The following is a 22,171-nucleotide window of genomic DNA, read 5'->3' on the forward strand; positions in this document are numbered from 1 at the left end:
TACGTCTAAGTATTCCAAAAATACGAGCTAACAAAACGTGTATTTTTATGCCGAACATGCTTTGTACAGGTCAAAACATGTTCCATCATAGGGTAACATGACAAATCTTCCGACCAAGACCTAAACTCATTTGGAAACCTTTTGCCGAACTGCATCCAAATCCAATCCGCCATAATTTCCCGAACTCATCAGTAACAATACGGAATTTTCAAAATCTTGGTCAAAAATAAAATCGTGAAATTGGGATGCATTGGTAAAAACCTCAAGGTCATCCCGTTGAAAGGCTTCAACAACCTGATAGGGAGTCACTTCCTTTAATCGTTTAATTTTAACGGATTCGGGTAAATAGAAGACAATGGCTATATCCGCGGCATCGAGGGCCCCTCTGTACCCTTTCAAAAATTCTGCATTAAAGCTACTATAGGTGTGGAGTTCCAAGCAGGCAACCAGTCGCCGATCTGGGTATTGTTCCTTCACCGCCTTGGTGGTAGCGGAAACCTTGCTCGGCGCATGGGCAAAATCCTTATAGACTGTACTGGAAGTACCCTCGGCTATTTTTTCCAATCGCTTTGAAGCTCCCTTAAAAGTAGCTACAGCTTCATAAAAATCATCCTCGTCCACCCCCATGTTTTGGCAAATCCATTTGGCTCCGGCCAAATTACTAAGATTGTGTCTTCCAAAGATTTCTATGGGCATTGCTCCTTCCGGAGTCTCCAGGAGGGTCTGGCCATCCTCTACCGAATACGATGGGGTACGGTAGGGTAATTTTCGAATGGAATTCCCGGAGGCCTCCACAACTTCCTTAACCCTGTTGTCCTCTTCATTATAGGTTATACTTCCTCCTTGTACAATGCTGTCCACAAAAATCCGAAACTGCTCTATGTAATCCTCAAAGGTGGGAAACACATTGATATGATCCCAGGCAATGCCGCTCAACAATGCGATATTAGGTTTGTACAAATGGAATTTAGGTCGCCTATCAATGGGCGAGGATAAGTATTCATCCCCTTCCAAAACAATAAAATCGTTACCCTCCGTTAAATGGACCATTCGCTCAAATCCATCCAGCTGGGCCCCCACCATATAATCCACTTCTTTATCGTGATAATTGAGCACGTGTAAAATCATTGAGGTAATGGTGGTCTTTCCATGACTTCCCCCAATAACCACACGGGTCTTGTTTTTGGACTGTTCGTATAAAAATTCCGGATAGGAATAAATCCGTATTCCCAGTTCCTGCGCCCGCAGCAATTCGGGATTGTCCGGCTTGGCATGCATCCCTAGGATAATGGCATCTAAATCATCGGTTACTTTTTCGGGAAACCACCCAAATTCAGCGGGCAACAAACCCTTTTCTTCCAACCGACTTTTGGAGGGCTCAAAAATAACATCATCACTACCGGTAACCGTGTATCCCTTATGGTGCAGGGCCAAGGCCAAATTGTGCATGGCACTACCACCTATGGCAATAAAATGAATATTCATAAAGAATGAAAAATAATTCAAAGATAGCGATTGCCAGTAAAGGTTTTACATCTAAAAAGTGTAGTCATGTTCGTCAAAATATCCGTCAAATGGTTAAAAAAATTCGATGAAATGCAAAACGAACGATTTGTTTTTAACAGTTTTAGTAGGATTCACCTTTCATTACAGCATATTCACAACATTCTTTTCTTTAACCTTTATATCACAAATACATTTGAAAGAGCAGCGTAAACGTTTGAAGCTTTCAAAGAAACCGAAATGACCGACCATAACTTACCTAAGACCATTTTTTTATGGGTTCTAGGTCTTCTTTTATTGGGCTTTAGCCAAAACATCAAGGCACAATGTGCCGGTACCGATAATACGGTAACTGTCTGCGAGAAGGATACCGATATTGCCACACAGAACTATACCCTTTTCGATAAACTAAATGGAACCCCTACCCCAGGGGGCATTTGGTCTACCAATGATCCCGCCAATTTTTTCGCGTTAGATCGCACCAATGGAATAGTGAACCTTTGGGAGGTCAAAAATTCGGGAGTCCACCAATTTACCTACACCAATGATTCATGCGGTGAATCCGCCATTGTGACCATAAATCTAGGAGGGTACCCAGGAGAGGATAATATAGACGGGAGCGCCGATGCATGTGGGGATAATTCGGCTGTTAACCTACATAGCTATATTGGGGACGAGACCGAAGGAAAATTCCAGGATTTTAATGGGACTTGGGCCGCTATTACCCCAGAGGCCATACCGCATTTGAATGAGAACTTTTTTGACGCCGAGGCCGCTGGGCCGGGCATTTACGAATTTACGCATACGGTACCAGTGGTGGCTACTTGCCCCAGTCGTCAGGTGAGATTGCTATTGGAAGTACAAAGACCTGCAAATTCCGGGATTGGTTCAAATCTAGTGGTATGTACAACGGATGATTTGTCGGGCCTTACCAATTACGATCTGGACGCCCTATTATTTGATGAAGACAGTAACGGGACATGGTCCGAAGGGCCCCTTACCAATGAATTGGACGATCTTACCGACCATATTATTAACGTAGAAGCAATACGGGATACGCATACCTCAGGTACATTTACTTTTAGATACACCGTATTTCCCTCACATGCGGTTTGTACGGTAAACACCACGGCAGTGGATGTAGTTATTCTTCCGGTTTTACAGGGTACCATGGCCACTGTCAACTATTGCGAAGGGCCCTCGGAGTATACCATTGAAATAACAAATTACGACACTTCCTTAATAGCAAGCGGAACCTACACGGCAACCTATTCCTTGACCTCCGCTAGCGGTACGGAAACGGATTCGGCATCATTGACCCTCAACAACGATGGAACAGGAAACTTCCAAATCGATGCCAATCCCATAAACCTAAATGAGCCCACAACTTTGACCATTACTTCCCTTGGAGTAAATGTGTGTTCCGATATACAAGTACCTCCAATTTCATTTATTGTAACCGATCTAACTGCCAATGCAATGGATAGCTGTGAGGGGGAAGCCCCTTCGGTGGACTTAACGAATATTTATGACGCTTCGTCAAATATTGCCAATGGCAATTATGATGTTATATATACACTCACCGCTCCTAGCAGTGCGATTACCAATTTTACGTTGAATGATGTTTCCTTTAGCTCGGGAAGCGCCACTTTTTCCATACCCGCTGCCCAAATCACCGAAACCGGGGAATATGAAATAAGCCTGGATGTAGCAAGTGGATTTCCTTTAAGCTGTCAAATAACGGATACATTCTCCGTAACCCCTACCCCTCCTCCCATAGATCTGGATCTTCTTGTAGATAATTCCTGCGATGCTACCCAAATCGAAGTCACGGTAGATGCACCGATCCTATCCGATGGTTCATACACTATTACCTATGACGTAACACAAATGAGTACGGGTCAGGTGGCAATTACCAATACCATCAACTTTACCGGCGGTACGGCTTCCTATGAATTGGATGTGGCCTCCCTTGAGCAAGGGAACTACACGGCCAGTGTTCGAAGTGCCCAGAACGATACAACACCTTGTAGGTTGATATTCGACTTTGAGCTGAGCGAAAACTTTGCCATAGAGGGTATACCGGACCTTCCCATAGCCGAAGCGCAACAGATTATATGCCTAAGCTCCTATGCACCGGATTTGCCCACTTTGGAAAACATTGAGGTTACTGCCACTGGTGAGATTCTGTTTTATGCTACGGAGACCGATATGGATATCCTGCCGTTGGATACCACATTGACAAACGGCGAGGACTACTATATTTCAAACATCGACCCGACAAATAATTGTGAGGGTTCCGATAGAATACGGGTAACCGTTACTTTGGTCGATCCCGCAATGCCTGTAGCATCCAATCCCAATCCCCTGTTTTGTGCCTCGGATGATTCTACAGTGGGTGATTTGAACGCGGTCATCTCAAGTGCCTCTCCCGTAGTTTGGTTCGATGCAGTGTCGGGAGGCAACGTTCTTGAAAATTCAGTAGTACTGGTGGATGGCCAGAGTTATTATGCGGCAACCGAAGGGGACGGTCAATGTTTAAGTACGGAACGATTGGAAATTGCACCTACGGTATTCGATCTTGAACCTCCATCCCTGGAACTTACGAATCTTGCTTTATGTGGTCTGGACAATCCCACGGTTTCCGATTTAAGGGATATTGAAGGTAACAACCCATTTGAGGTATTGTGGTATACAAGTCCGGAAAATGGCAATCCATTGACCAACGATGTACTTCTAACCGAGGACACAACCTACTATGCAGAAAGTTTTGATCCCGATACGGGCTGTATAAACCCCGAACGTATTCCCGTAACTGTTGAATTGAGTAATTGTAATCCCGAGGATTACGGATTCTTTATTCCGGACGGATTTTCTCCGAATAACGACGGTAGGAACGATACCTTCTTTATACCCAATATAGAAGTAATATTTCCGGATTTTACCTTGGAAATCCTGAATAGGTACGGATCAACCTTATTTAAGGGTGATAGAAACAATCCCGCTTGGGATGGGGACAAGGCTCCCAACGGCGTGTATTTCTATGTCATCGAATTCAATAAACAAGGAAATGACCCGAAACAGGGGCGTCTATACCTTAACCGCTAGACCAAATGGCAAAATGGGAATAATGAAAAAAACACTGTACATAAGTTTTGTTCTGCTATTGGTCCAGATTGGCGTTTACGCACAACAAGATCCCCAATACACGCAGTACATGTACAACATGAACGTAATCAATCCAGCCTACACCACCAATGACCTGGGAATGTTGAATTTTGGTCTGCTCTATCGTTCACAATGGAACGATGCCGTGGGTGCCCCAAAGACACTGACTTTTTTCTCACATATACCTATGAGTGAAAAAATCGAGATAGGATTATCCTTTATTTCGGATGACATTGGTGACGGGGCCCTTAAGGAAAATAATATTTATGCCGACTTTGCCTATATCCTAAAACTGGATGAAAAAAGTAATCTTTCCCTTGGATTAAAAGGTGGAATTACCACTTTTGAAACGAATTTCAACGGATTTATGCTTCCGGAATTCCAGGACGACCCCGCCTTTAATGAGAATTTAAACAATACTTTCCCCAATGTCGGGATAGGTGCCTTTTACCATCGCGGGAATTTCTATGCAGGACTTTCCATACCCAATCTATTGACCTCCACCCATATTGAAAACAAAGATGGCATTAACCGTATCGGTTCCGAGGAAATACATACGTTCTTCACCTCCGGTTATGTATATGAACTAAATCCCAACCTTAAGATCAAACCCTCCACAATGGTAAAAATGGTGAAGGGTTCGCCCTTGACCATGGATGTTTCATTGAACGTTCTGTTCAACAATCGGTTTGAGGGAGGCTTGTCCTACCGTTTGGAGGACTCTGTAAGCGCCATGTTCAACTTATCCGTTCTACCGGCCCTTCGTGTTGGGTACGCCTACGATTATACACTATCCAACTTAAGCGATTTTAGTTCCGGGTCGCATGAAATTTTTGTTCTATTTGATCTGGATCTATTGGGTATGGGCAAAGGATATGATAAATCTCCCAGATTCTACTAGTTATGAGAAAGCTACTATTCATACTGTTTGTGGTAAATGCATTGACCCCGATTTTGGGCCAGCAGGAGTTGAAGCGCGCGGATACCTATTTTGAAAGGGCATTCTATAGCGATGCGATTCCTTTATACGAGGCATTGCTACCACGCAACAAGAGTTCAGAGCTCATCAAAAACCTGGCTGACTGTTATTACAAAACCTATAACATGAAAGCCGCCGCACGATGGTATGCCTATTTGATATCAAACTATGGAGAAAATGTGGATGAGAGCTATCATTTTAAGTTAAACCAGTCTTTGAAAGCTATTGGTGACTATGAACAAGCGAACACGGTTTTATTGGATTTCTATGCCCAAAGGAACCAAATGGACAAAGTCGACCAGCTCAAAAAAGAAATTGTGTACTTGGAAAACGTTAGTGCCATTGGTGAGCGTTTCGCTATTGAAAATCTAAATATCAATACGTCTACCTCAGAATTTGGTGCCGTACTAGTGGATTCGAACTTAGTATACACGGCCTCTAGGAAAAAATCTGGCGCCGTTCCAAAACTGTATCGATGGAACAACCAAAATTACCTGGACATCTACTCACACCCCATACACAAGTTAACACTGGGCGATAGCTTGAGCATTCCCTTGTCCAATACGATCAATACCAAGATGCACGAAGGTACTTTTGCCTTTACCAAAGATCGAAAAACCATCTACTTTACCCGAAACAGCGAAAAAAAGACCGACCCGAAAAAAATTACACATCTTAAGATATACAAAGCGGAGTGGGTAGACGGGGAATGGAAAAACAGTGTTGAACTTCCCTTTAATGACAATGCGTTTTCCACGGAACATCCAGCGTTAAATGAAGATGAAACAAAACTGTATTTTGCATCCGACCGAGAAGGCGGGTTTGGGTCTTTTGATCTCTACTACGTCGACATACAATCGGATGGATCTTATGGGAATCCTATCAATCTTGGAAAAGACATCAATACGGACAAGAAAGAACAATTCCCCTTTTTGGATCAAGCTGGTAATTTATACTTCTCCTCAAATGGACACCCGGGTTACGGCCTATTGGACGTTTTTATCGCGAAAAACGAAAATGGAGTTTTTCAAAAACCGGATAACCTAGGTTTACCCGTAAATAGTGGTTATGATGATTTTTCCCTTTCCTTGGACCCCAATGAAAAACAAGGTTTCTTTTCTTCCAACCGCCCCGGAGGAAAAGGTAGTGATGACCTGTATTCCTTTAAGGAGAACAAACCGCTTATCATAGAGAACTGTAAGCAATTTATCGCCGGAGTTTTGACAGATAAGACCACAAATCTTCCGATTCCCAAGGGAAAAATAAGTCTGTTGGATGTTGAAGGAAAAGTGATAAAGACGCTTACCACGGGGCAGGACGCCGCTTTTAAGTTTTTGGTGCAATGTACGGCCGAATATAAAATAGAGGCGGAAAAAGAAGGGTACGAAGACAATTTCAAAGTCGTTTTAACAGATAAGGAACGAAATGCCATTAAAGACGGTTCCCTGACTTTATTTTCCTTGGAGGAGCGAGAAAAACAAAAAGCATTGGCACTTAAAAAAAAGCGGGAAGAAGCCGAAAAAATAGCCCTTGCCGAGGCCGAAAGAAAAGAAAAGGAGGAAAAATTGGCCGAGGAACAACGTCTAAGGATGGAAAAAGAAAAAGAGGAGAAGAAAAAAATCGCAGAGAAAAAAGCAGAAAAAGAACGTCTACAAAAGATTGAAAAAGCCATAGAGCAAGAGGAAGCCATTGTGCGGGAAGAAGGACGAACCCTTATCAAAACCGAGGAAATCCACTTTGATTATAGTCTGTGGTATCTCAGAAGAGAATCCCGTGAACGTCTGGGCAAGGTCATTGAAATTATGAAATCCAATCCGGGGATTGTTCTTGAAATAGGTACCCATACCGATATCCGGGGCAATAGTGAATACAACAGAAGACTATCCCAAAAGCGGGCCGACTCAGCTAAAGAATTTCTTGTTGAAAACGGTATTGCAAAGGACAGGGTCATAGCCAAAGGTTACGGTGAATCTAGACCCATTGTAAAATGCGAGACTGTAGAAAGCTGTACGGAGGAAGATCACGAGTGGAACAGACGCTGTGAGCTTGTCATTGTTAAATGGGAATAAAAGGACGGAACCATTTCCGTAGATCAAAGCATTAGTTGAAACCTACAGGCCTATCGAAAAAGTCATCATAAAATCGAGATAAATAGTTTAGGCCCCGGAAGGTTTTGAAAACCTTCCGAGGTTTTCTTTCCTGAATGGATTCTTTTTATATTCGTTAAATAGAATTTGTAGTATGAACCTCGCCGATATCCCTTCCAAGGAAATCATGCCCGGCTACCATGGGAAACTTGTGCATACCCAGAATATGAGCATCGCCTTTTGGAATGTGGAAAAAGGTGCCAAAGTACCTTTGCATTCCCATGTAAACGAGCAGGTGATGCAGGTTTTGCAAGGAAAATTCGAATTTACTTTGGACGGAATTACCGAAATCTATGAAAAGGATGATATGGTGGTAATTCCACCAAATACACCCCATAAAGGAAAGGCTTTGACCGCCTGTAGGTTAATGGATGTTTTTAGCCCGGTACGGGAGGAATACAAGTAATGGCATAGTACGTCCTTTAAAAACGAAAGGGCATTTACGTAGCTTAAAATAGACATGGAGATACATTTAAAAGGAAAAAAGGCTTTGGTCGGAGGAAGTAGTGGTGGTATCGGAAAGGCGATTGCCCTTCAGTTGGCGGAAAGTGGGGCCAGTGTAACCCTGATGTCCCGTAGCGAGGAAAAACTAAAGGGAATTGTCTCGGATTTGCCTATCGACCAAGGGCAATCACATCACTATTTGGTGGTGGATTTCAATGATTTTGAGGCCTACAAAAAGATTATTTCCAACTATTTCGAGAACAATTCCGTGGATATTTTGGTTAACAATACCCAGGGGCCGGCTGCAGGCAATACTTTGGAAAAACATACAGCCGATTATCAGGAGGCCTTTGACCTATTGTTCAAGACCGTTGTGTTTACTACGGAGCTGGCCTTAAAACAAATGCAGCAAAATCAATGGGGACGTATTATTAATGTGGCCTCCGTGTCCGTCAGGGAACCTCTTTCCTATCTAGCACTCTCAAATTCGATTAGGGCGGCAGTGGTTACCTGGGCTAAAAGCCTGGCAACGGATGCAGGCGCTGCACACATTACGGTAAACAATATCCTCACCGGATATTTTGATACAGACCGCATTGCGCAACTCAATGCAAAAAAAGCAGAACAACTGGGGGTTTCCACTGCCGAGGTGCGTTCAGAAATGGAGTCCCGGGTTCCTCTGGGACGAATTGGGAAACCCGAGGAATATGGATACCTGGTCGCTTTTTTGGCTTCGGATAAGGCCGCGTATATCACCGGTACTTCAATCCCGATTGACGGCGGCCTGCTAAAAAGTCTATGACCCCAACGTGTCCATGGCCTTGATTTTTTTCTGCTCTTCCAGGGCGGGTTCCAATTCAATATCTATATACAATGCTTTGGCAATCCATTTTTGGGCATTAGGTTTGTCCTTCTTCTTGCGATATAATTTTGCCATTCTAAAATAGGCCCATTTTAAGGGCACACCATCCAGAGGTGTATAATTTTTGATGTATTGCCCCATATGGTACACCCCTTCGTCCAATTTAAGACCGTACTCGCCACAAATTTTCCCGATTTGATAGTGTAGCTGGTTTCGTTCTATGTTTCCTAAATCGCCTATAAGACTCAAGGCATACAAATAATCCTGTTTCGCTTTTTCAGATTCTTCGTCGTATTCATGTACATAGCCCATAGCCAAATAGCCATCGATAGGGGATATGGATTTCAATTTTTTGGCATAGTCAAAAGCCTTGGAAGTACTCCCCCCCAAAATGCCCGGCAAGGTTATATAAAGATCTACCAAAGCCCAATGCACTTTTATTGAACTTGAATCCAAAGTGGCGGCTTTTTTAAAATTCTCCTTAATTCTTCCTACTAGGGTAAGGGCCTTAAACTTATTGCTATTTTGGGCTTTTTTGGCCAAAACGCCTCCATATTTAAAGGCATAGTCCGCAACCTGTGGATAGGCCTCTGTAAGCTCCTTGTAAATGGCAATGGCATCGTCCCATTTGCCCTGATAGCCATAAACCTCCCCTAGCCTATCCTTGGTATCCTTATCTGCCGTGACTTGAATTTCCTTGAGAAGTTCGGTCTCGGCTTGGACGTATTTCTTTCTTTCGATAAGTTGATTTACATCAACTTCCGTGCTCTGTGCCCCGCATACAGACAATTTAATGAAAACCAGTAGGAAAAGAAAGTGTTTCATGGCAATCCGAAACTTTGATGTTTTGTCGGTAGTCCTTACCATCCCTTAATTTATTTAATATTGTTTTCAAACCTCCAAATAGTCATTCAAACTCATTCGGAGGCTTCGTTTACTCATTTAAACTTTCGTATGGCACAAGTTTTGCTCACATTTGTTGCTTAATTTTATATAATATGGTCCCAAGTTCCTTTGAAGCAAACAGACCGTATAATGAGGGCAGAACAAATTTAAAATGAGATACCTGGTTTTACTATTTACGATACTCCAATTTTCAATGGCAAATGCACAACGTGATACTTCGTACCAAGCACTTTGGAGGCAAGTGGAAAAACTGGAAAACGAGGCGCTGACCAAATCGGCCTTGAAGGTAGTGCAATCCATTTCCGAAAAGGCGAAGGAAGAAGGCCGTTCGCCCCAAGTAGTAAAGGCATTACTGTACACCTCCAAATACGCCCTAACATTGGAAGAAGACGCCCAATTGAAGATTGTAGGCGATTTTAAGTCCGAAATCCAAAAGGCAGCGTTCCCCGTTAAAAATGTACTGAAAAGCTACCTAGGAAATCTGTATTGGCAGTATTTTCAACAGAACCGCTATCGGTTCTATGATCGTACCAAAACGGAGGTCAAAGTAGACAGTATCGACTTCCGTACTTGGGACTTGACCACCCTTTTTGAAGAAATCCATCTACATTTTACCGCTTCGTTGGAGAATCCGTCAAAATTGCAGACCCTAAATGTGAACGAATTCCAGGAAATACTGACCAAACAAAAGGGTTCTGAAATCTATCGCCCAACCCTATTCGACCTATTAGCCCATACCGCCCTACAATTCTATAAAACTCCTGAAAACACCATAACACGACCAGCGGACAAATTTGAAATGGACAACCCGAAATTACTTTGCGAGGCCTATCAATTTACGGAGCTATCCATTGATTTTACGGACAAGACCTCCCTACAGTCCAGGGCCTTGCAAATTTATCAAGAACTTACAAAGTTTCATTTTCCGGATGTACGATTGGAAGCCTTGGTAGATGTGGATATAGAGCGATTACGATTTATTCATCAAAATGCGGTTTTCCCAAATAAGGATGCAGCCTATCTCGATGTTCTTCAAAACTCTGCCGAAAACCTAAGTCACCATGAAGTATCCGGTTTGTACCGATATGAAATTGCTTTATTGTACAATCAATGGGGAAACTCGTACCAATCCAAATCCAAAGAGGAACATCGCTGGAAGCTAAAAGAAGCGCTGACGCTTTGTGAATCGGTTATCGCGCAATTTCCTGAAAGTACAGGTGCCGAAAAGTGCAAGGCCCTACGATCCGAAATTCTTTCGAAAAGCCTGCAATTGACCGTGGAACAGCATATCCCTATTGATTCTCCTTCCCGAATATTGGTGAACTACAAAAACTTGGATGAACTTCAGTTTGTAGCCTATGAGGCATCGAATAACGATATCAAAAAACTGAATACCCTGTATCCGGAATCCGAACAACTGAACTTTATCAAAAAACTATCCGCCGTTAAAAATTGGGAGGCCCAATTGAAAAATGAAAACGATTTCCAGCGACATGATATTGAAGTCTTGCTGCCTAAATTAGGCAATGGACAATATATCCTTTTGGCCGTTCCTAAAGCGGATGTAAATAAAACGTTCGCCTATGCCAAGATTCAGGTAACAAATTTGGCCTTGGTAGAAACCCAGACCCCGGAGCATCATCAATTTCAACTCATCGATAGGAATAATGGAAAACCTCTGGAAAGTGCTAAGCTACAATTTACCTATCAGGAGAACTACGACCGTAAGTTTCTGACCGAAACATTTACCACCAATGATAAGGGTGCGGTACGGATTCCACTGGGCACCAAGCGCTGGACCTCTATAGGCATAAAGGCGGTTTACAATGGCGATATGGCCCATTTTGGGGAATATTATATCGGTTCAAAATCAAATTCACGAATTCTCGGTTCCCTAGATAATTCCGCTTTTTTGTTTACCGATCGAAGTATTTATAGACCAGGACAAGTACTTTATTTTAAGGGAATAGCCGTTTCAATGGAAAACGATGTGTCCAAAATCTTGTCCAATATCCCAGTAACGGTAAGTCTAAGGAATGTAAATTATCAAGAAATGGCCAAGTTGGAGGTAACGACCAATGAATTTGGTTCGTTTTCCGGAAAATTTATATTGCCTGCCAATGGACTTACCGGGAGTTTTTCATTACAGGCAAGTTCAAAATCCATCAAAATCAATGGCACTACGGACTTTTCCGTGGAAGAGTATAAACGACCTAAATTTCAAACCTCTTTTGAACCGGTACAGGAAACCTATAAGGTCAACGACAGTATTACTGTAAAGGGCACGGCAACTGCGTATGCGGGCAGTGCCATTACCGATGCCCAAGTAGCCTACCGCGTAAGCCGAGTCGTTTATTTTCCAAGATGGTATTATTGGAGTAGGCCTTACTTCAATACCTCTCCACAAGAAATCGCTCATGGCAGTACAGTAACCGATGCTTCAGGGAATTATACCATTAATTTCAAGGCAATCCCGGACAATAGTATTGAGAGGAATAATCTGCCGACATTTAGTTATGAAATTACCGCGGACGTAACCGATATCAATGGTGAAACGCATACGGCCACCCGTATTGTCCGTGTAGGTTACCACAGCCTCAATGCCGATATTAGGATTTCGGACCGGCTGGACAAAAATGCAAAAGACCATACCATTGAAATAACGACCACCAATCTAAACGGCCAAGCCGTGGATACGAAGGGCGCCCTTAAAATGTACAAGTTACAACCTCCAAAATACGTGCTTCGCAATCGACCTTGGGCCGCACCCGATTACCAAAACTGGGACAAAAGCAGTTTTAGGAAGCTTTTCCCGCATGATGCCTATTCCAACGAGCACGATTTTACCACCTGGGCCAAAGGAAAATTAGTCTGGGAGTCTGATTTTGATACAGGAAAATCCACGGAATTTCCCTTGGACACTTCCAAAAAATGGGAATCGGGCAAGTACATTTTGGAACTTCAGACCCAGGACAAGTTTGGCCAGGTGGTAAAGGCCAAGACCATAACAACACTCTTTGTAGAGAAAGATGCCGCTTTGGCGGACAACCAATTGTTCGATATAAAACTTGATAAATCCGAGTATCAAATTGGTGAACGGGTAAAAATTACGTTGGCCTCGGCCGCAAAAGATCTTTCCGTAAGCGTAAACGTGGAAAAAGATAGAAAAATCGTCGATACAAGAATTATCCGATTGAACCAAAATGTCCAAAGCTTTACCCTCCCGGTTACACAATCCGATTTGGGCGGCTTTGCGATCCATTACAGTTTCTCGGCGTTCAATGCCTTTACTTCTGGCTCTTTGGCGGTTCCTGTACCCTATCCCAAAACCGATTTGGAAATCGAAACGGTTACGTTTCGGGACAAACTACAACCAAACACTGCCGAAACCTGGACTTTTAAACTAAAAGGGCCAAAAGGCGATAAGGTAGCTGCCGAATTGTTGGCCAGTATGTACGATGCTTCCTTGGATGCCTTTCGCGGACATTCTTGGGATGCCGGCTTGGATTATCGGCCTACCTACTATTCCAATGTCTATAGTAATGCCTATAGAAGTTTTGGAACGGAAGGTTTCCGGGTATATTATGATTTTTCCAGCAGATACAACTACCAACCCCGGCATTATGATACTTTTGATTGGTTCGGGTTCCATTTTGGGTATGGGTTAAGAATCCGCGGAACTGCCAGCGATCTGGTGCGGAAATCCAGTGCGCCTCCAGCTGCCATGGAAGTAATGGAAGAGGTAGCTGCCGTGAATGAAGTAGCTATGGTGGAAAACGATCTTTCGGGCAATGTTGCCGGGATTGCGGAATTTGACAAGGCATCCGAAGAAAATCAAGGAGTAAGAAAAGAAGCGGATTTTAGCACCGTAGCCATTCGTAAAAACCTTCAAGAAACCGCATTTTTCTTTCCACAATTACGCACGGATAGGGAAGGCAATGTATCCTTTAGTTTCACTACACCAGAAGCCTTGACCACATGGAAATTACAGTTGTTGGCCCATGACAAGAACCTTCAAAGTACATATACCGCCTTGGAAGCGGTAACGCAAAAAGAGCTTATGGTCATCCCCAATGCGCCGCGATTTTTACGTGAAGGTGATGAAATTACCATAAGCACCAAGATTGCCAATCTTACAAATCAAAAGCTTTCCGGCCAAGCCAAGCTCCAATTGGTCGATGCCCTCACCGGTGAAGATGTTACCAAAAAGTTATTCTTTACCTCTTCCTCTTCCGGAGAGATTGCCGCACTAGTTGAAAAAAAGGAGTTTTCAGTTGATTCGTTGGGTAATACCCAAGTCTCATGGCGCTTAAAGATTCCCGAAGGGATACAGGCTGTACAGTACACTATATTGGCCAAAGCAGGGGATTTTAGCGATGGGGAACAAAACGTGCTTCCTGTATTGACCAATCGAATGCTGGTGACCGAGACCTTACCTATGTGGGTCGGTGGTAATCAGACCAAAACCTTTGTTTTGGACAAGCTACGGGACAATACCTCTACCACGCTTAGCAACCATAAACTGACCTTGGAAATCACCTCCAACCCCGCCTGGTATGCGGTACAGGCCCTACCCTATCTTATGGAGTATCCCTATGAGTGCAACGAGCAAATCTTCGCAAAGTATTATGCGAATACCTTGGCCGGCCATATTGCCAATAGCAATCCAAGGATACGGGAGGTATTTGACCAATGGCTAAATTCCGATGCGTTATTAAGTAACCTAGAAAAGAATTCCGAACTGAAGTCACTTTTGATTCAGGAAACTCCATGGTTGCGCGATGCCCAATCGGAAACCGAACAAAAAAAACGAATTGCCCTGTTATTCGACCTACATACCTTGCGGAACGAGCAGGCCAATTCCATGAACAGGCTTCAACAGAACCAGATGTCTTCCGGGGCTTGGGCATGGTTCAAGGGAGGGCGGGGCAATCGGTATATTACACAACATATCATCGCCGGATTAGGGCATTTGAACCATTTGAAGGTAGCGAATATCGACAATCGTGTGTCACAAATGCTTAAAAGCGCCCTTCAATACCTTGATTCTGAATTCGTAAGCGAATACGAACAGATGAAAAAGTATGCCAAAAACCCTAAGAATGACCATCTTAGTCAAATGCAAATCCATTACCTCTACATGCGTAGTTTTTTCAAGGACATCAAGACCTCTAAAAAAGTGGATGAAGTTTTGGCCTACTATCGGGGACAAGCACAAAAATATTGGGCAAAAAAAGGATTGTATTCCAAAGGGATGCTGGCCTTGGCCCTTTATCGCATGAATGACCGAACCTCGGCCAACAAAATTTTAAGGTCTTTAAGGGAAAATAGCATCTCCAATGAGGAGTTGGGCATGTATTGGAAGGAAAATACCGCCTCTTGGCATTGGTACCAAGCCCCTATAGAAACACAAGCCTTAATGATAGAGGCATTTTCTGAAATAGATAACGATTCCAAGACCGTTGACAAGTTGAAGGTGTGGTTGCTAAAGCATAAACAGACCAACCAATGGGAAACCACCAAAGCCACAACAGAGGCGGTCTATGCCCTCTTATTGCAAGGTAACGATTGGCTATCCCTTACCGAAACGGTAGAGGTGTCCGTTGGAAAGAAAAAGATAGAACCCTCCAAAGTCGATGATGTAAAGATGGAAGCCGGAACGGGGTACTACAAAACCTCGTGGAGCGGTAAGGAAGTGGAATCAGAAATGGCCAGTGTTACGCTTGTGAAAAAGGGAGCAGGCATTGCTTGGGGCGGGTTATACTGGCAATACTTTGAAGACTTGGATAAGATTACTTCCGCGGAGACTCCATTACGACTCAAAAAGAAACTCTTCCTCAAAAGGAATATGAACACGGGCGAGGAAATTTCGGCAATAACCACTTCCATTCACTTAAAAGTGGGAGACCTTATACGCGTGCGCATAGAACTTAAGGCCGACAGGGATATGGAATTTATCCATATGAAGGATATGCGGGCGGCAGGGCTTGAACCCATTACTGTACTTTCCGGTTACAAATGGCAGGATGGGTTAGGCTATTACGAAAGTACCAAGGATGCCAGCACTAACTTTTTCTTCGATTATTTGCCCAAAGGTGTATATGTATTCGAGTATGATCTTCGGGTCAACAATGCCGGGGATTTTAGCAATGGTATTACCACAATTCAAAGTATGTATGCCCCGGAGTTTAGCAGTCATAGTGAAGGGGTAAGGGTAACGGCCGGCAGTGGAAGATAAGCAATTGAAGTCCGAAGTTTGGCGAAAACAGAATTAAAAAAACTCTGAAGACAGAAAGTTGGGAATTCCGAGCTTTTTACTAAAAATTGGAACGAAATACTACCTACTCTCCTTAACGATAAACCTTCAAAAAAGACTTAGTTAATTCTTGCAATTTCCCCTTACTTACTGATTTTCACTATATTTAATACTATAACAACAAAACCAAAAGATATGAATTCAAAAGTTTTTATGGTCGTCAGAATACTTCTCGGCCTATTTGTGCTCGTCTTCGGGCTGAATAAATTTTTTCATTTCATGCCCATGGACAATAGTTCCATGAGTGAAGCTGCAATGGGCTACATGGGTGGATTGGCAAGTACAAAGACAGTGTACTTGGTAGCTCTTGTGGAGATTTTGGCAGGTTTGTCCTTTCTATTGAACAAGTATGGAGCATTGATGGCCCTTATCTTAATGAGCGTCTCTATAAATGCCGTGTTGTTCCATGCTATTTTGGAGCCGGGAAGTATCTACGGGGCTTTATTTTTACTGGTCATGAACATCGTTGTCCTTATTGGGTACAAAGACCAATACAAGGATTTACTCAAGGGCTGATGCAGGAAAACTAATTTTAAGACCAAGGTAGGCCGTCTAGAAAATCAAAATAAGTTATTATTCATAACTTATAAATTGCCTCCTCGCTCACAAAGATGAAGCACAGAACTTTCTAGACGGTCTATTTACCTTTTATTTTCGGCGGGTATTTGGATAACACTTTCTCCACAATTTCCTTGAGTTTTAGCTCACGCTCTTGGGGAGAGGCATCCTCCCTGAAAGAGCTTTCGCTAATCGCCTGCCAAAAGAGCATATCCTTTTGGTTATCCACAAAATCGAATTGAATCTGGCGTTCCAGGTTGGCTCTACCTACGGGAATACCAATGGAAACACCACCACCGACATTTCCACCACCACCGCCAACTCCTAAGCCCACATTGCTGTTACGGGGCGTTTGAAATGTGCTACTTTGTATATTGATGAGAAAATCCGGTTCTTCGGAAAAGACCAACCCTTTGGATTGCAGGGCAATATCCAATACCCGAAACAGTCTTTTATTGTCCAATTCACTAAGCCCGGTATCCATGTCCGGATAATAATTGAACGTAGTATAGTTCGAAAAATCGGTAGCCTTGTCGTAGTCGTAATTGACCCGAATAGCATTGCAAGAACCCAAAAGAAGTAGAAGAAGAATGTATCCTGCTGTTTTCATCATGTTTCTTTCCCTAAAAATACTTAAAAAAGGAATAACACCTTGGCATACAGCGCTATATTCGATTAACTGTTGAGCATAACCCAAAGCCTATCCTTTAACTCTTGAATGCCTAGCTGTGCAACCGAGGAAATAAACAAATAGGGTACCTCCTTAAAATCCCTGTCCAGTTCCGTACGCATCATTTCCATGAGTTCTTCATCCAAAAGATCACTTTTAGAAATCGCCACTAGCCGTTGTTTGTCCAACAGTTCGGGATTATAGCGCCGTAATTCATCCAAAAGAATCTCATATTCCTTGCTAATGTCCTTACTATCCGCTGGGATTAAAAAAAGTAAGGTAGCATTCCGTTCTATATGGCGTAAAAAGTAGTGGCCCAGACCCTTGCCTTCAGCTGCACCTTCAATGATTCCAGGAATATCCGCCATGACGAAACTCTGGAAATCCCGGTTCTTCACAATGCCGAGATTGGGTTTTAGGGTCGTAAATTCATAATCTGCTATCTTGGGCTTAGCCGAGGTGACCACCGAAAGTAAGGTGGATTTTCCGGCATTGGGGAAACCCACCAAACCCACATCGGCCAGCACCTTTAATTCCAAGGTCACTCGCTTTTCCTCACCCGGGAGACCCGATTGGGCATATCTAGGGGTTTGATTGGTACTACTTTTAAAATGGGAGTTCCCTAAACCGCCCTTACCTCCTTTCAATACAATTTTTTCTTCTCCTTCCTCGGTAATTTCAAAAAGGATAGCATTGGTTTCGGTATCCCGAACCACAGTGCCCAAAGGCACCTCCAATATAATATCTTCCCCATTGGCCCCGGTACTGGTCTGTTTTCCACCATGTCCTCCATGACCTGCCTTAAAATGTCTTTGAAACCTATAATGGACCAAAGTCCATAAATTGGCATTCCCCCGAATAATGATATGGCCCCCACGACCACCATCACCACCATCCGGACCGCCCTTGGCCACATATTTTTCCCGACGAAGATGTGTGGAACCTTGGCCTCCCTTACCCGAGGTCAGATGAATTTTTACATAGTCAACAAAATTGCCTTCGGTCATACATCTAATTTCATACTCCCAAAAGATGGGAACCTTCCATGTTAAGTCAATTTACTTAAGTGGGGTTGAAATAACATAGGTAACCCCTTCTTCTTCAGGTAATATCCAAGGTCTCTTAGTTTCGTTTAACCTTTTCGCTCCGATTTTTTCAAGTGCACATTGAGAACGAAAATTTTGGGGATGCACATAAAAAACAACATTTCCGTAGGATTTCAAGGCATAATTTACCATTAACTTCTTAACCTCTCGGTTGTAAAGGCCGCCCCAATAATCCCTGGCCAAAAATGACCATCCTATTTCTACGACTTCTTCAACTTCGTCCACTATCTTAAACCTTGAACTCCCAATAACGTCTTTAGAAAGTTTATCCTGTATGAGCAAGGCACCGCCAGATATCATGGATTCCTCAAAAAACCGGGTGTATTCCTTCAAAGTATAGCGGTCTTTGTTTTGGTGCTGTTCCCATATCAAGGGGTCGGATGCCACATTGAACAAGTTTTCAAAATCTTCTCCCCTTAAGGGTCTTATGCTCACCAAATCATTTTCCAAAAACGGTTGAATATCAAAATTCATCCCAGCTTATAAAACATCAAACTGTTATAATCGTGAGCGACTGAAAATCGGCCCAAAAGTCCCTTTTTGAAGTAAACAAAAGTTTAGAGTTCCTCGATTACCTTGCCTAATCGCATGGTAATTTCATCAATGGCCCCAATACCGCTTACACTATGGAATTTGCCCTGGGCCTCATAATAATCCATTAAGGGGGCTGTCTTTTGATTGTATTCCTCAAAACGGTTGCGAATTTTGGCCTCGTCCTGATCGTCCGAACGGCCACTCACCTTACCGCGTTCCAAAAGTCGCTGTATCAAAACCTCATCATCGGCCTCCAAAGCAATAGTAGCATTGATCTTCATATTCTTGGTTTCCAATAATTTATCCAAAGCTTCCGCTTGTGCTTTGGTCCTTGGGAAACCATCAAAAATAAACCCGCTAGCTTCCGGGTTTTTGTCAACCTCATCGCGCAACATATTAATGGTCACTTCATCGGGTACCAAATCACCCTTATCCATATAAGATTTGGCCAAAGTCCCTAAGTCCGTACCATTCTTAATATTGTAACGGAATACATCCCCGGTGGAGATGTGTTTTAAATTGTATTTTTCCTTTAAAAATTCGGCCTGTGTCCCCTTTCCGGCACCTGGCTTTCCGAACAATACAAGGTTTATCATATGCTTTTGGTTTAATTGGTATACTTCTTTGAGGTTTCGGCCCAGTTCCTTGTAATCAAGACCGTAGCCTACGATAAATCTATCGGGGATTTCAATACCCACATAATCTATGGTGTATTCCCCGTTATAGACTTCCGACTTATAAAATAGACTGGCTACCTTGAACTCCTTTACATTGGAACTGGAAAATAAATGAACCAATTGCTGTAATGTACGGCCAGAATCTATAATATCTTCCAAGATAATAACACTGCGGCCTTCAATGTTCTCGGGAGGATCCAGAAGTGTCTCCACAATACCTGTAGAAGTGAGTCCTTGGTAGGAGCTCAACTTAACAAAAGAGACCTCACAGGAATGGGCATACGCCTTTAGAAAGTCCGACACGAACATGAAGGCACCGTTTAGTACACCCACAAAAATAGGCGTCTTGTCCTTATAGTCGGCCGCCACTTCATCAGCAATTTTCTGAATCGCTTCCGTAATCTGACGCTCGGTCAAAAAAGGTTTAAAATATTTGTCGTGAAGCTTTATCAACACCGCAATTTTATCTGGGATGGCAAATATACCAATTTGATTTTGCTTTTAGAGCAGTGGCACTTTTGTTTTGGAAATTCATTGTATTTTTGCATCGCCTCCCGAACAATGGCAAAACGGAATCCTAATGAGCTATTTCTCTTCCAACTTTAAACTAGGTATTTTAGGCGGTGGCCAACTGGGGAAAATGTTACTTTACGAAACCCGAAAATGGGATATTTATACCCGGGTCATGGATGCCTCCCAGGATGCCCCTTGCCGGATTGCCTGTAATGAATTTGTTCTTGGAAATCTTATGGATTTTGATGACGTGTATTCCTTTGGGAAAGAAGTGGACGTTCTTACCATTGAAATCGAAAATGTAAATGTGGACGCCCTGGAAAAATTGGAGGATGAGGGTATAGAAGTTTATCCGCCTACCAAGGCCTTACGTACCATACAGAATAAGGCCAAGCAGAAGCTATTTTATATAGACCACGGTATCCCAACCGCCCCTTTCTCGCGCTTTGCGTATGCCAGTGAAATACAGGACAGTTTGGAAAACGGTGGACTTCATTTCCCCTTTGTCTGGAAAAGTGCCCAATTTGGATACGATGGCCAAGGCGTTAAAATTGTTCGAAAAATCGAAGATTTGAAAGGATTGCCCGCTGGTGAATGTATCGCGGAGGATATGATACCCTTTAAAAACGAATTGGCGGTAATTGTGGCAAGAAGTGTTAATGGCGAACGCACTACCTATCCCGTAGTAGAGATGGAGTTCCATCCCGAGGCCAATCAGGTGGAATATGTCATCTGCCCGGCCCGTATTGATGATGTCGTAGCCAGGAAAGCTCGGGAAGTAGCGCTGAAGGTGTCCCAAGAAATTAAACATGTAGGATTGTTGGCCGTGGAAATGTTCCAGACCCAGGAAGATGAAATCCTAGTGAACGAAGTGGCGCCAAGGCCCCACAATAGTGGCCATTATAGTATAGAGGCGAGTTATACCAATCAATTCGAACAACATATTCGGGCCATTTTAAATCTACCTTTGGGAGACACAGCAAGTAAGGTAGCCGGCATTATGGTCAATTTGGTAGGAGCAGAGGGCCATACCGGGGAAGTGACCTATGAAAATATGGAACGGGTTTTACAAATGGAAGGTGTAACCCCTCATATCTATGGAAAAAGACAGACGCGTCCCTTTCGTAAAATGGGCCATGTGACCATCGTCAACGAAAATGTTTCCAGGGCAAGGGAAATAGCACAACAGGTAAAGGAAACCATAAAAGTAATAAGCAAAGAGCATGAGTAAAGTAGCCGTGGTAATGGGAAGTACCAGCGATCTGCCCGTTATGCAGGAAGCGATAGATATCCTAAAGGGATTTGACATAGAAGTGGATGTAGACATTGTATCCGCACACCGTACACCCGAAAAACTGTTCGAGTTCAGCAAAAATGCCCATGAAAATGGTTATTCCGTTATCATTGCCGGTGCCGGAGGAGCCGCACATCTTCCCGGCATGGTGGCTTCCATGTCCCCGCTGCCGGTAATAGGCGTTCCAGTTAAGAGCAGTAATTCCATTGATGGCTGGGATTCGGTACTGTCCATTCTACAGATGCCCGGGGGAGTACCTGTAGCTACTGTAGCCCTGAATGGTGCCAAAAATGCAGGTATCCTTGCCGCCCAGATCATAGGCAGTTCGGATAAATGCGTGCTGGATAAGATCGTGTTCTACAAGGAAGGGTTAAAAAAGAAAGTCATCGACGGAGCCAACGAAGTACGAAACAAGAAATAAAAATACTTATCTCGTGTGGGTTGACGGCTATTTGCTTTAAAGTAGCTCCCGTCAACCATCAACTCTAAACTAT

The 22,171-nt window shown here is 43.2% G+C and carries 15 protein-coding genes; 9 read left to right on the top strand and 6 right to left on the bottom strand.

What is annotated here, in order from left to right; genetic code table 11:
- Window positions 1-126 precede the first annotated feature (126 nt).
- Entirely contained in the window at window positions 127-1,485 is a 1,359-nt protein-coding gene (locus ACO06Y_RS24270; protein ID WP_422081655.1) for a UDP-N-acetylmuramate--L-alanine ligase, read from the bottom strand.
- Window positions 1,486-1,743: 258 nt separating this feature from the next.
- On the opposite strand from ACO06Y_RS24270, the gene ACO06Y_RS24275 reads away from it, so the two are divergent.
- The 5 genes from ACO06Y_RS24275 to ACO06Y_RS24295 all read left to right on the top strand — a co-directional run bounded on the left by ACO06Y_RS24275 (window position 1,744) and on the right by ACO06Y_RS24295 (window position 9,043).
- Complete coding sequence (locus tag ACO06Y_RS24275) at window positions 1,744-4,611, top strand: gliding motility-associated C-terminal domain-containing protein (RefSeq protein WP_422081656.1); 2,868 nt, start codon at window positions 1,744-1,746, stop codon at window positions 4,609-4,611.
- 22 nt (window positions 4,612-4,633) lie between these two features.
- Entirely contained in the window at window positions 4,634-5,572 is a 939-nt protein-coding gene (locus ACO06Y_RS24280) for a type IX secretion system membrane protein PorP/SprF (protein WP_422081657.1), read from the top strand.
- A 2-nt stretch (window positions 5,573-5,574) separates the two neighbouring features.
- Window positions 5,575-7,719: an OmpA family protein gene (locus tag ACO06Y_RS24285; RefSeq protein ID WP_422081658.1), complete on the top strand. Its 2,145-nt coding sequence runs from the start codon at window positions 5,575-5,577 to the stop codon at window positions 7,717-7,719.
- Window positions 7,720-7,891: 172 nt separating this feature from the next.
- Complete coding sequence (locus tag ACO06Y_RS24290; protein WP_422081659.1) at window positions 7,892-8,203, top strand: cupin domain-containing protein; 312 nt, start codon at window positions 7,892-7,894, stop codon at window positions 8,201-8,203.
- Between the two features lie 54 nt (window positions 8,204-8,257).
- Window positions 8,258-9,043, top strand: a complete 786-nt coding sequence (locus ACO06Y_RS24295; protein WP_422081660.1) for an SDR family oxidoreductase — start codon at window positions 8,258-8,260, stop codon at window positions 9,041-9,043.
- Here ACO06Y_RS24295 and ACO06Y_RS24300 read toward each other — a convergent pair.
- Window positions 9,038-9,928: a tetratricopeptide repeat protein gene (locus ACO06Y_RS24300; RefSeq protein ID WP_422081661.1), complete on the bottom strand. Its 891-nt coding sequence runs from the start codon at window positions 9,926-9,928 to the stop codon at window positions 9,038-9,040. The two genes, ACO06Y_RS24295 and ACO06Y_RS24300, sit on opposite strands and share 6 nt — an antisense overlap.
- 232 nt (window positions 9,929-10,160) lie before the next feature.
- On the opposite strand from ACO06Y_RS24300, the gene ACO06Y_RS24305 reads away from it, so the two are divergent.
- Together ACO06Y_RS24305 and ACO06Y_RS24310 are read left to right on the top strand one after the other, a co-directional pair.
- On the top strand, window positions 10,161-16,247 hold the full coding sequence (locus tag ACO06Y_RS24305; protein ID WP_422081662.1) for an alpha-2-macroglobulin family protein: 6,087 nt from the start codon (window positions 10,161-10,163) through the stop codon (window positions 16,245-16,247).
- Between the two features lie 213 nt (window positions 16,248-16,460).
- On the top strand, window positions 16,461-16,841 hold the full coding sequence (locus ACO06Y_RS24310) for a DoxX family membrane protein (protein WP_422081663.1): 381 nt from the start codon (window positions 16,461-16,463) through the stop codon (window positions 16,839-16,841).
- Between the two features lie 121 nt (window positions 16,842-16,962).
- Here the strand turns inward: ACO06Y_RS24310 and ACO06Y_RS24315 are convergent, their stop codons facing one another.
- The 4 genes from ACO06Y_RS24315 to ACO06Y_RS24330 form a co-directional block, all read right to left on the bottom strand.
- A complete protein-coding gene (locus ACO06Y_RS24315) occupies window positions 16,963-17,496 on the bottom strand; it encodes a DUF4136 domain-containing protein (protein ID WP_422081664.1) in 534 nt (177 codons plus the stop codon).
- A gap of 62 nt (window positions 17,497-17,558) precedes the next feature.
- Window positions 17,559-18,560: a GTPase ObgE gene (gene obgE, locus ACO06Y_RS24320; RefSeq protein WP_422081665.1), complete on the bottom strand. Its 1,002-nt coding sequence runs from the start codon at window positions 18,558-18,560 to the stop codon at window positions 17,559-17,561.
- Between the two features lie 51 nt (window positions 18,561-18,611).
- The gene (locus tag ACO06Y_RS24325) at window positions 18,612-19,133 is read right to left on the bottom strand and encodes a GNAT family N-acetyltransferase (RefSeq protein WP_422081666.1); all 522 of its coding nucleotides are present in this window, start codon (window positions 19,131-19,133) and stop codon (window positions 18,612-18,614) included.
- Between the two features lie 83 nt (window positions 19,134-19,216).
- Entirely contained in the window at window positions 19,217-20,323 is a 1,107-nt protein-coding gene (locus ACO06Y_RS24330; RefSeq protein ID WP_422081667.1) for an adenylate kinase, read from the bottom strand.
- 127 nt (window positions 20,324-20,450) lie between these two features.
- On the opposite strand from ACO06Y_RS24330, the gene ACO06Y_RS24335 reads away from it, so the two are divergent.
- Both ACO06Y_RS24335 and purE read left to right on the top strand, forming a co-directional pair.
- Window positions 20,451-21,614 carry a 5-(carboxyamino)imidazole ribonucleotide synthase gene (locus ACO06Y_RS24335; protein ID WP_422081668.1) on the top strand — a complete coding sequence of 388 codons (1,164 nt, stop codon included), beginning with the start codon at window positions 20,451-20,453 and terminating at the stop codon, window positions 21,612-21,614.
- The gene (purE, locus tag ACO06Y_RS24340) at window positions 21,607-22,098 is read left to right on the top strand and encodes a 5-(carboxyamino)imidazole ribonucleotide mutase (protein WP_422081669.1); all 492 of its coding nucleotides are present in this window, start codon (window positions 21,607-21,609) and stop codon (window positions 22,096-22,098) included. Before ACO06Y_RS24335 ends, purE begins: the two co-directional genes overlap by 8 nt.
- Window positions 22,099-22,171: the final 73 nt, after the last annotated feature.

It is taken from the genome of Ulvibacterium sp. (assembly GCF_965228935.1).
Classification (GTDB): domain Bacteria; phylum Bacteroidota; class Bacteroidia; order Flavobacteriales; family Flavobacteriaceae; genus Ulvibacterium.

Excerpts from the sequence above, each read along its gene's own strand:
- ACO06Y_RS24295 (WP_422081660.1), top strand. The coding sequence starts at position 8,258 with ATGGAGATACATTTAAAAGGAAAAAAGGCTTTGGTCGGAGGAAGTAGT.
- ACO06Y_RS24305 (WP_422081662.1), top strand. The coding sequence starts at position 10,161 with ATGAGATACCTGGTTTTACTATTTACGATACTCCAATTTTCAATGGCA.
- ACO06Y_RS24335 (WP_422081668.1), top strand. The coding sequence starts at position 20,451 with ATGAGCTATTTCTCTTCCAACTTTAAACTAGGTATTTTAGGCGGTGGC.
- ACO06Y_RS24300 (WP_422081661.1), bottom strand. The coding sequence starts at position 9,928 with ATGAAACACTTTCTTTTCCTACTGGTTTTCATTAAATTGTCTGTATGC.
- ACO06Y_RS24325 (WP_422081666.1), bottom strand. The coding sequence starts at position 19,133 with ATGAATTTTGATATTCAACCGTTTTTGGAAAATGATTTGGTGAGCATA.
- ACO06Y_RS24275 (WP_422081656.1), top strand. The coding sequence starts at position 1,744 with ATGACCGACCATAACTTACCTAAGACCATTTTTTTATGGGTTCTAGGT.
- ACO06Y_RS24270 (WP_422081655.1), bottom strand. The coding sequence starts at position 1,485 with ATGAATATTCATTTTATTGCCATAGGTGGTAGTGCCATGCACAATTTG.
- ACO06Y_RS24310 (WP_422081663.1), top strand. The coding sequence starts at position 16,461 with ATGAATTCAAAAGTTTTTATGGTCGTCAGAATACTTCTCGGCCTATTT.
- ACO06Y_RS24285 (WP_422081658.1), top strand. The coding sequence starts at position 5,575 with ATGAGAAAGCTACTATTCATACTGTTTGTGGTAAATGCATTGACCCCG.
- purE (WP_422081669.1), top strand. The coding sequence starts at position 21,607 with ATGAGTAAAGTAGCCGTGGTAATGGGAAGTACCAGCGATCTGCCCGTT.
- ACO06Y_RS24315 (WP_422081664.1), bottom strand. The coding sequence starts at position 17,496 with ATGATGAAAACAGCAGGATACATTCTTCTTCTACTTCTTTTGGGTTCT.
- obgE (WP_422081665.1), bottom strand. The coding sequence starts at position 18,560 with ATGACCGAAGGCAATTTTGTTGACTATGTAAAAATTCATCTGACCTCG.
- ACO06Y_RS24290 (WP_422081659.1), top strand. The coding sequence starts at position 7,892 with ATGAACCTCGCCGATATCCCTTCCAAGGAAATCATGCCCGGCTACCAT.
- ACO06Y_RS24280 (WP_422081657.1), top strand. The coding sequence starts at position 4,634 with ATGAAAAAAACACTGTACATAAGTTTTGTTCTGCTATTGGTCCAGATT.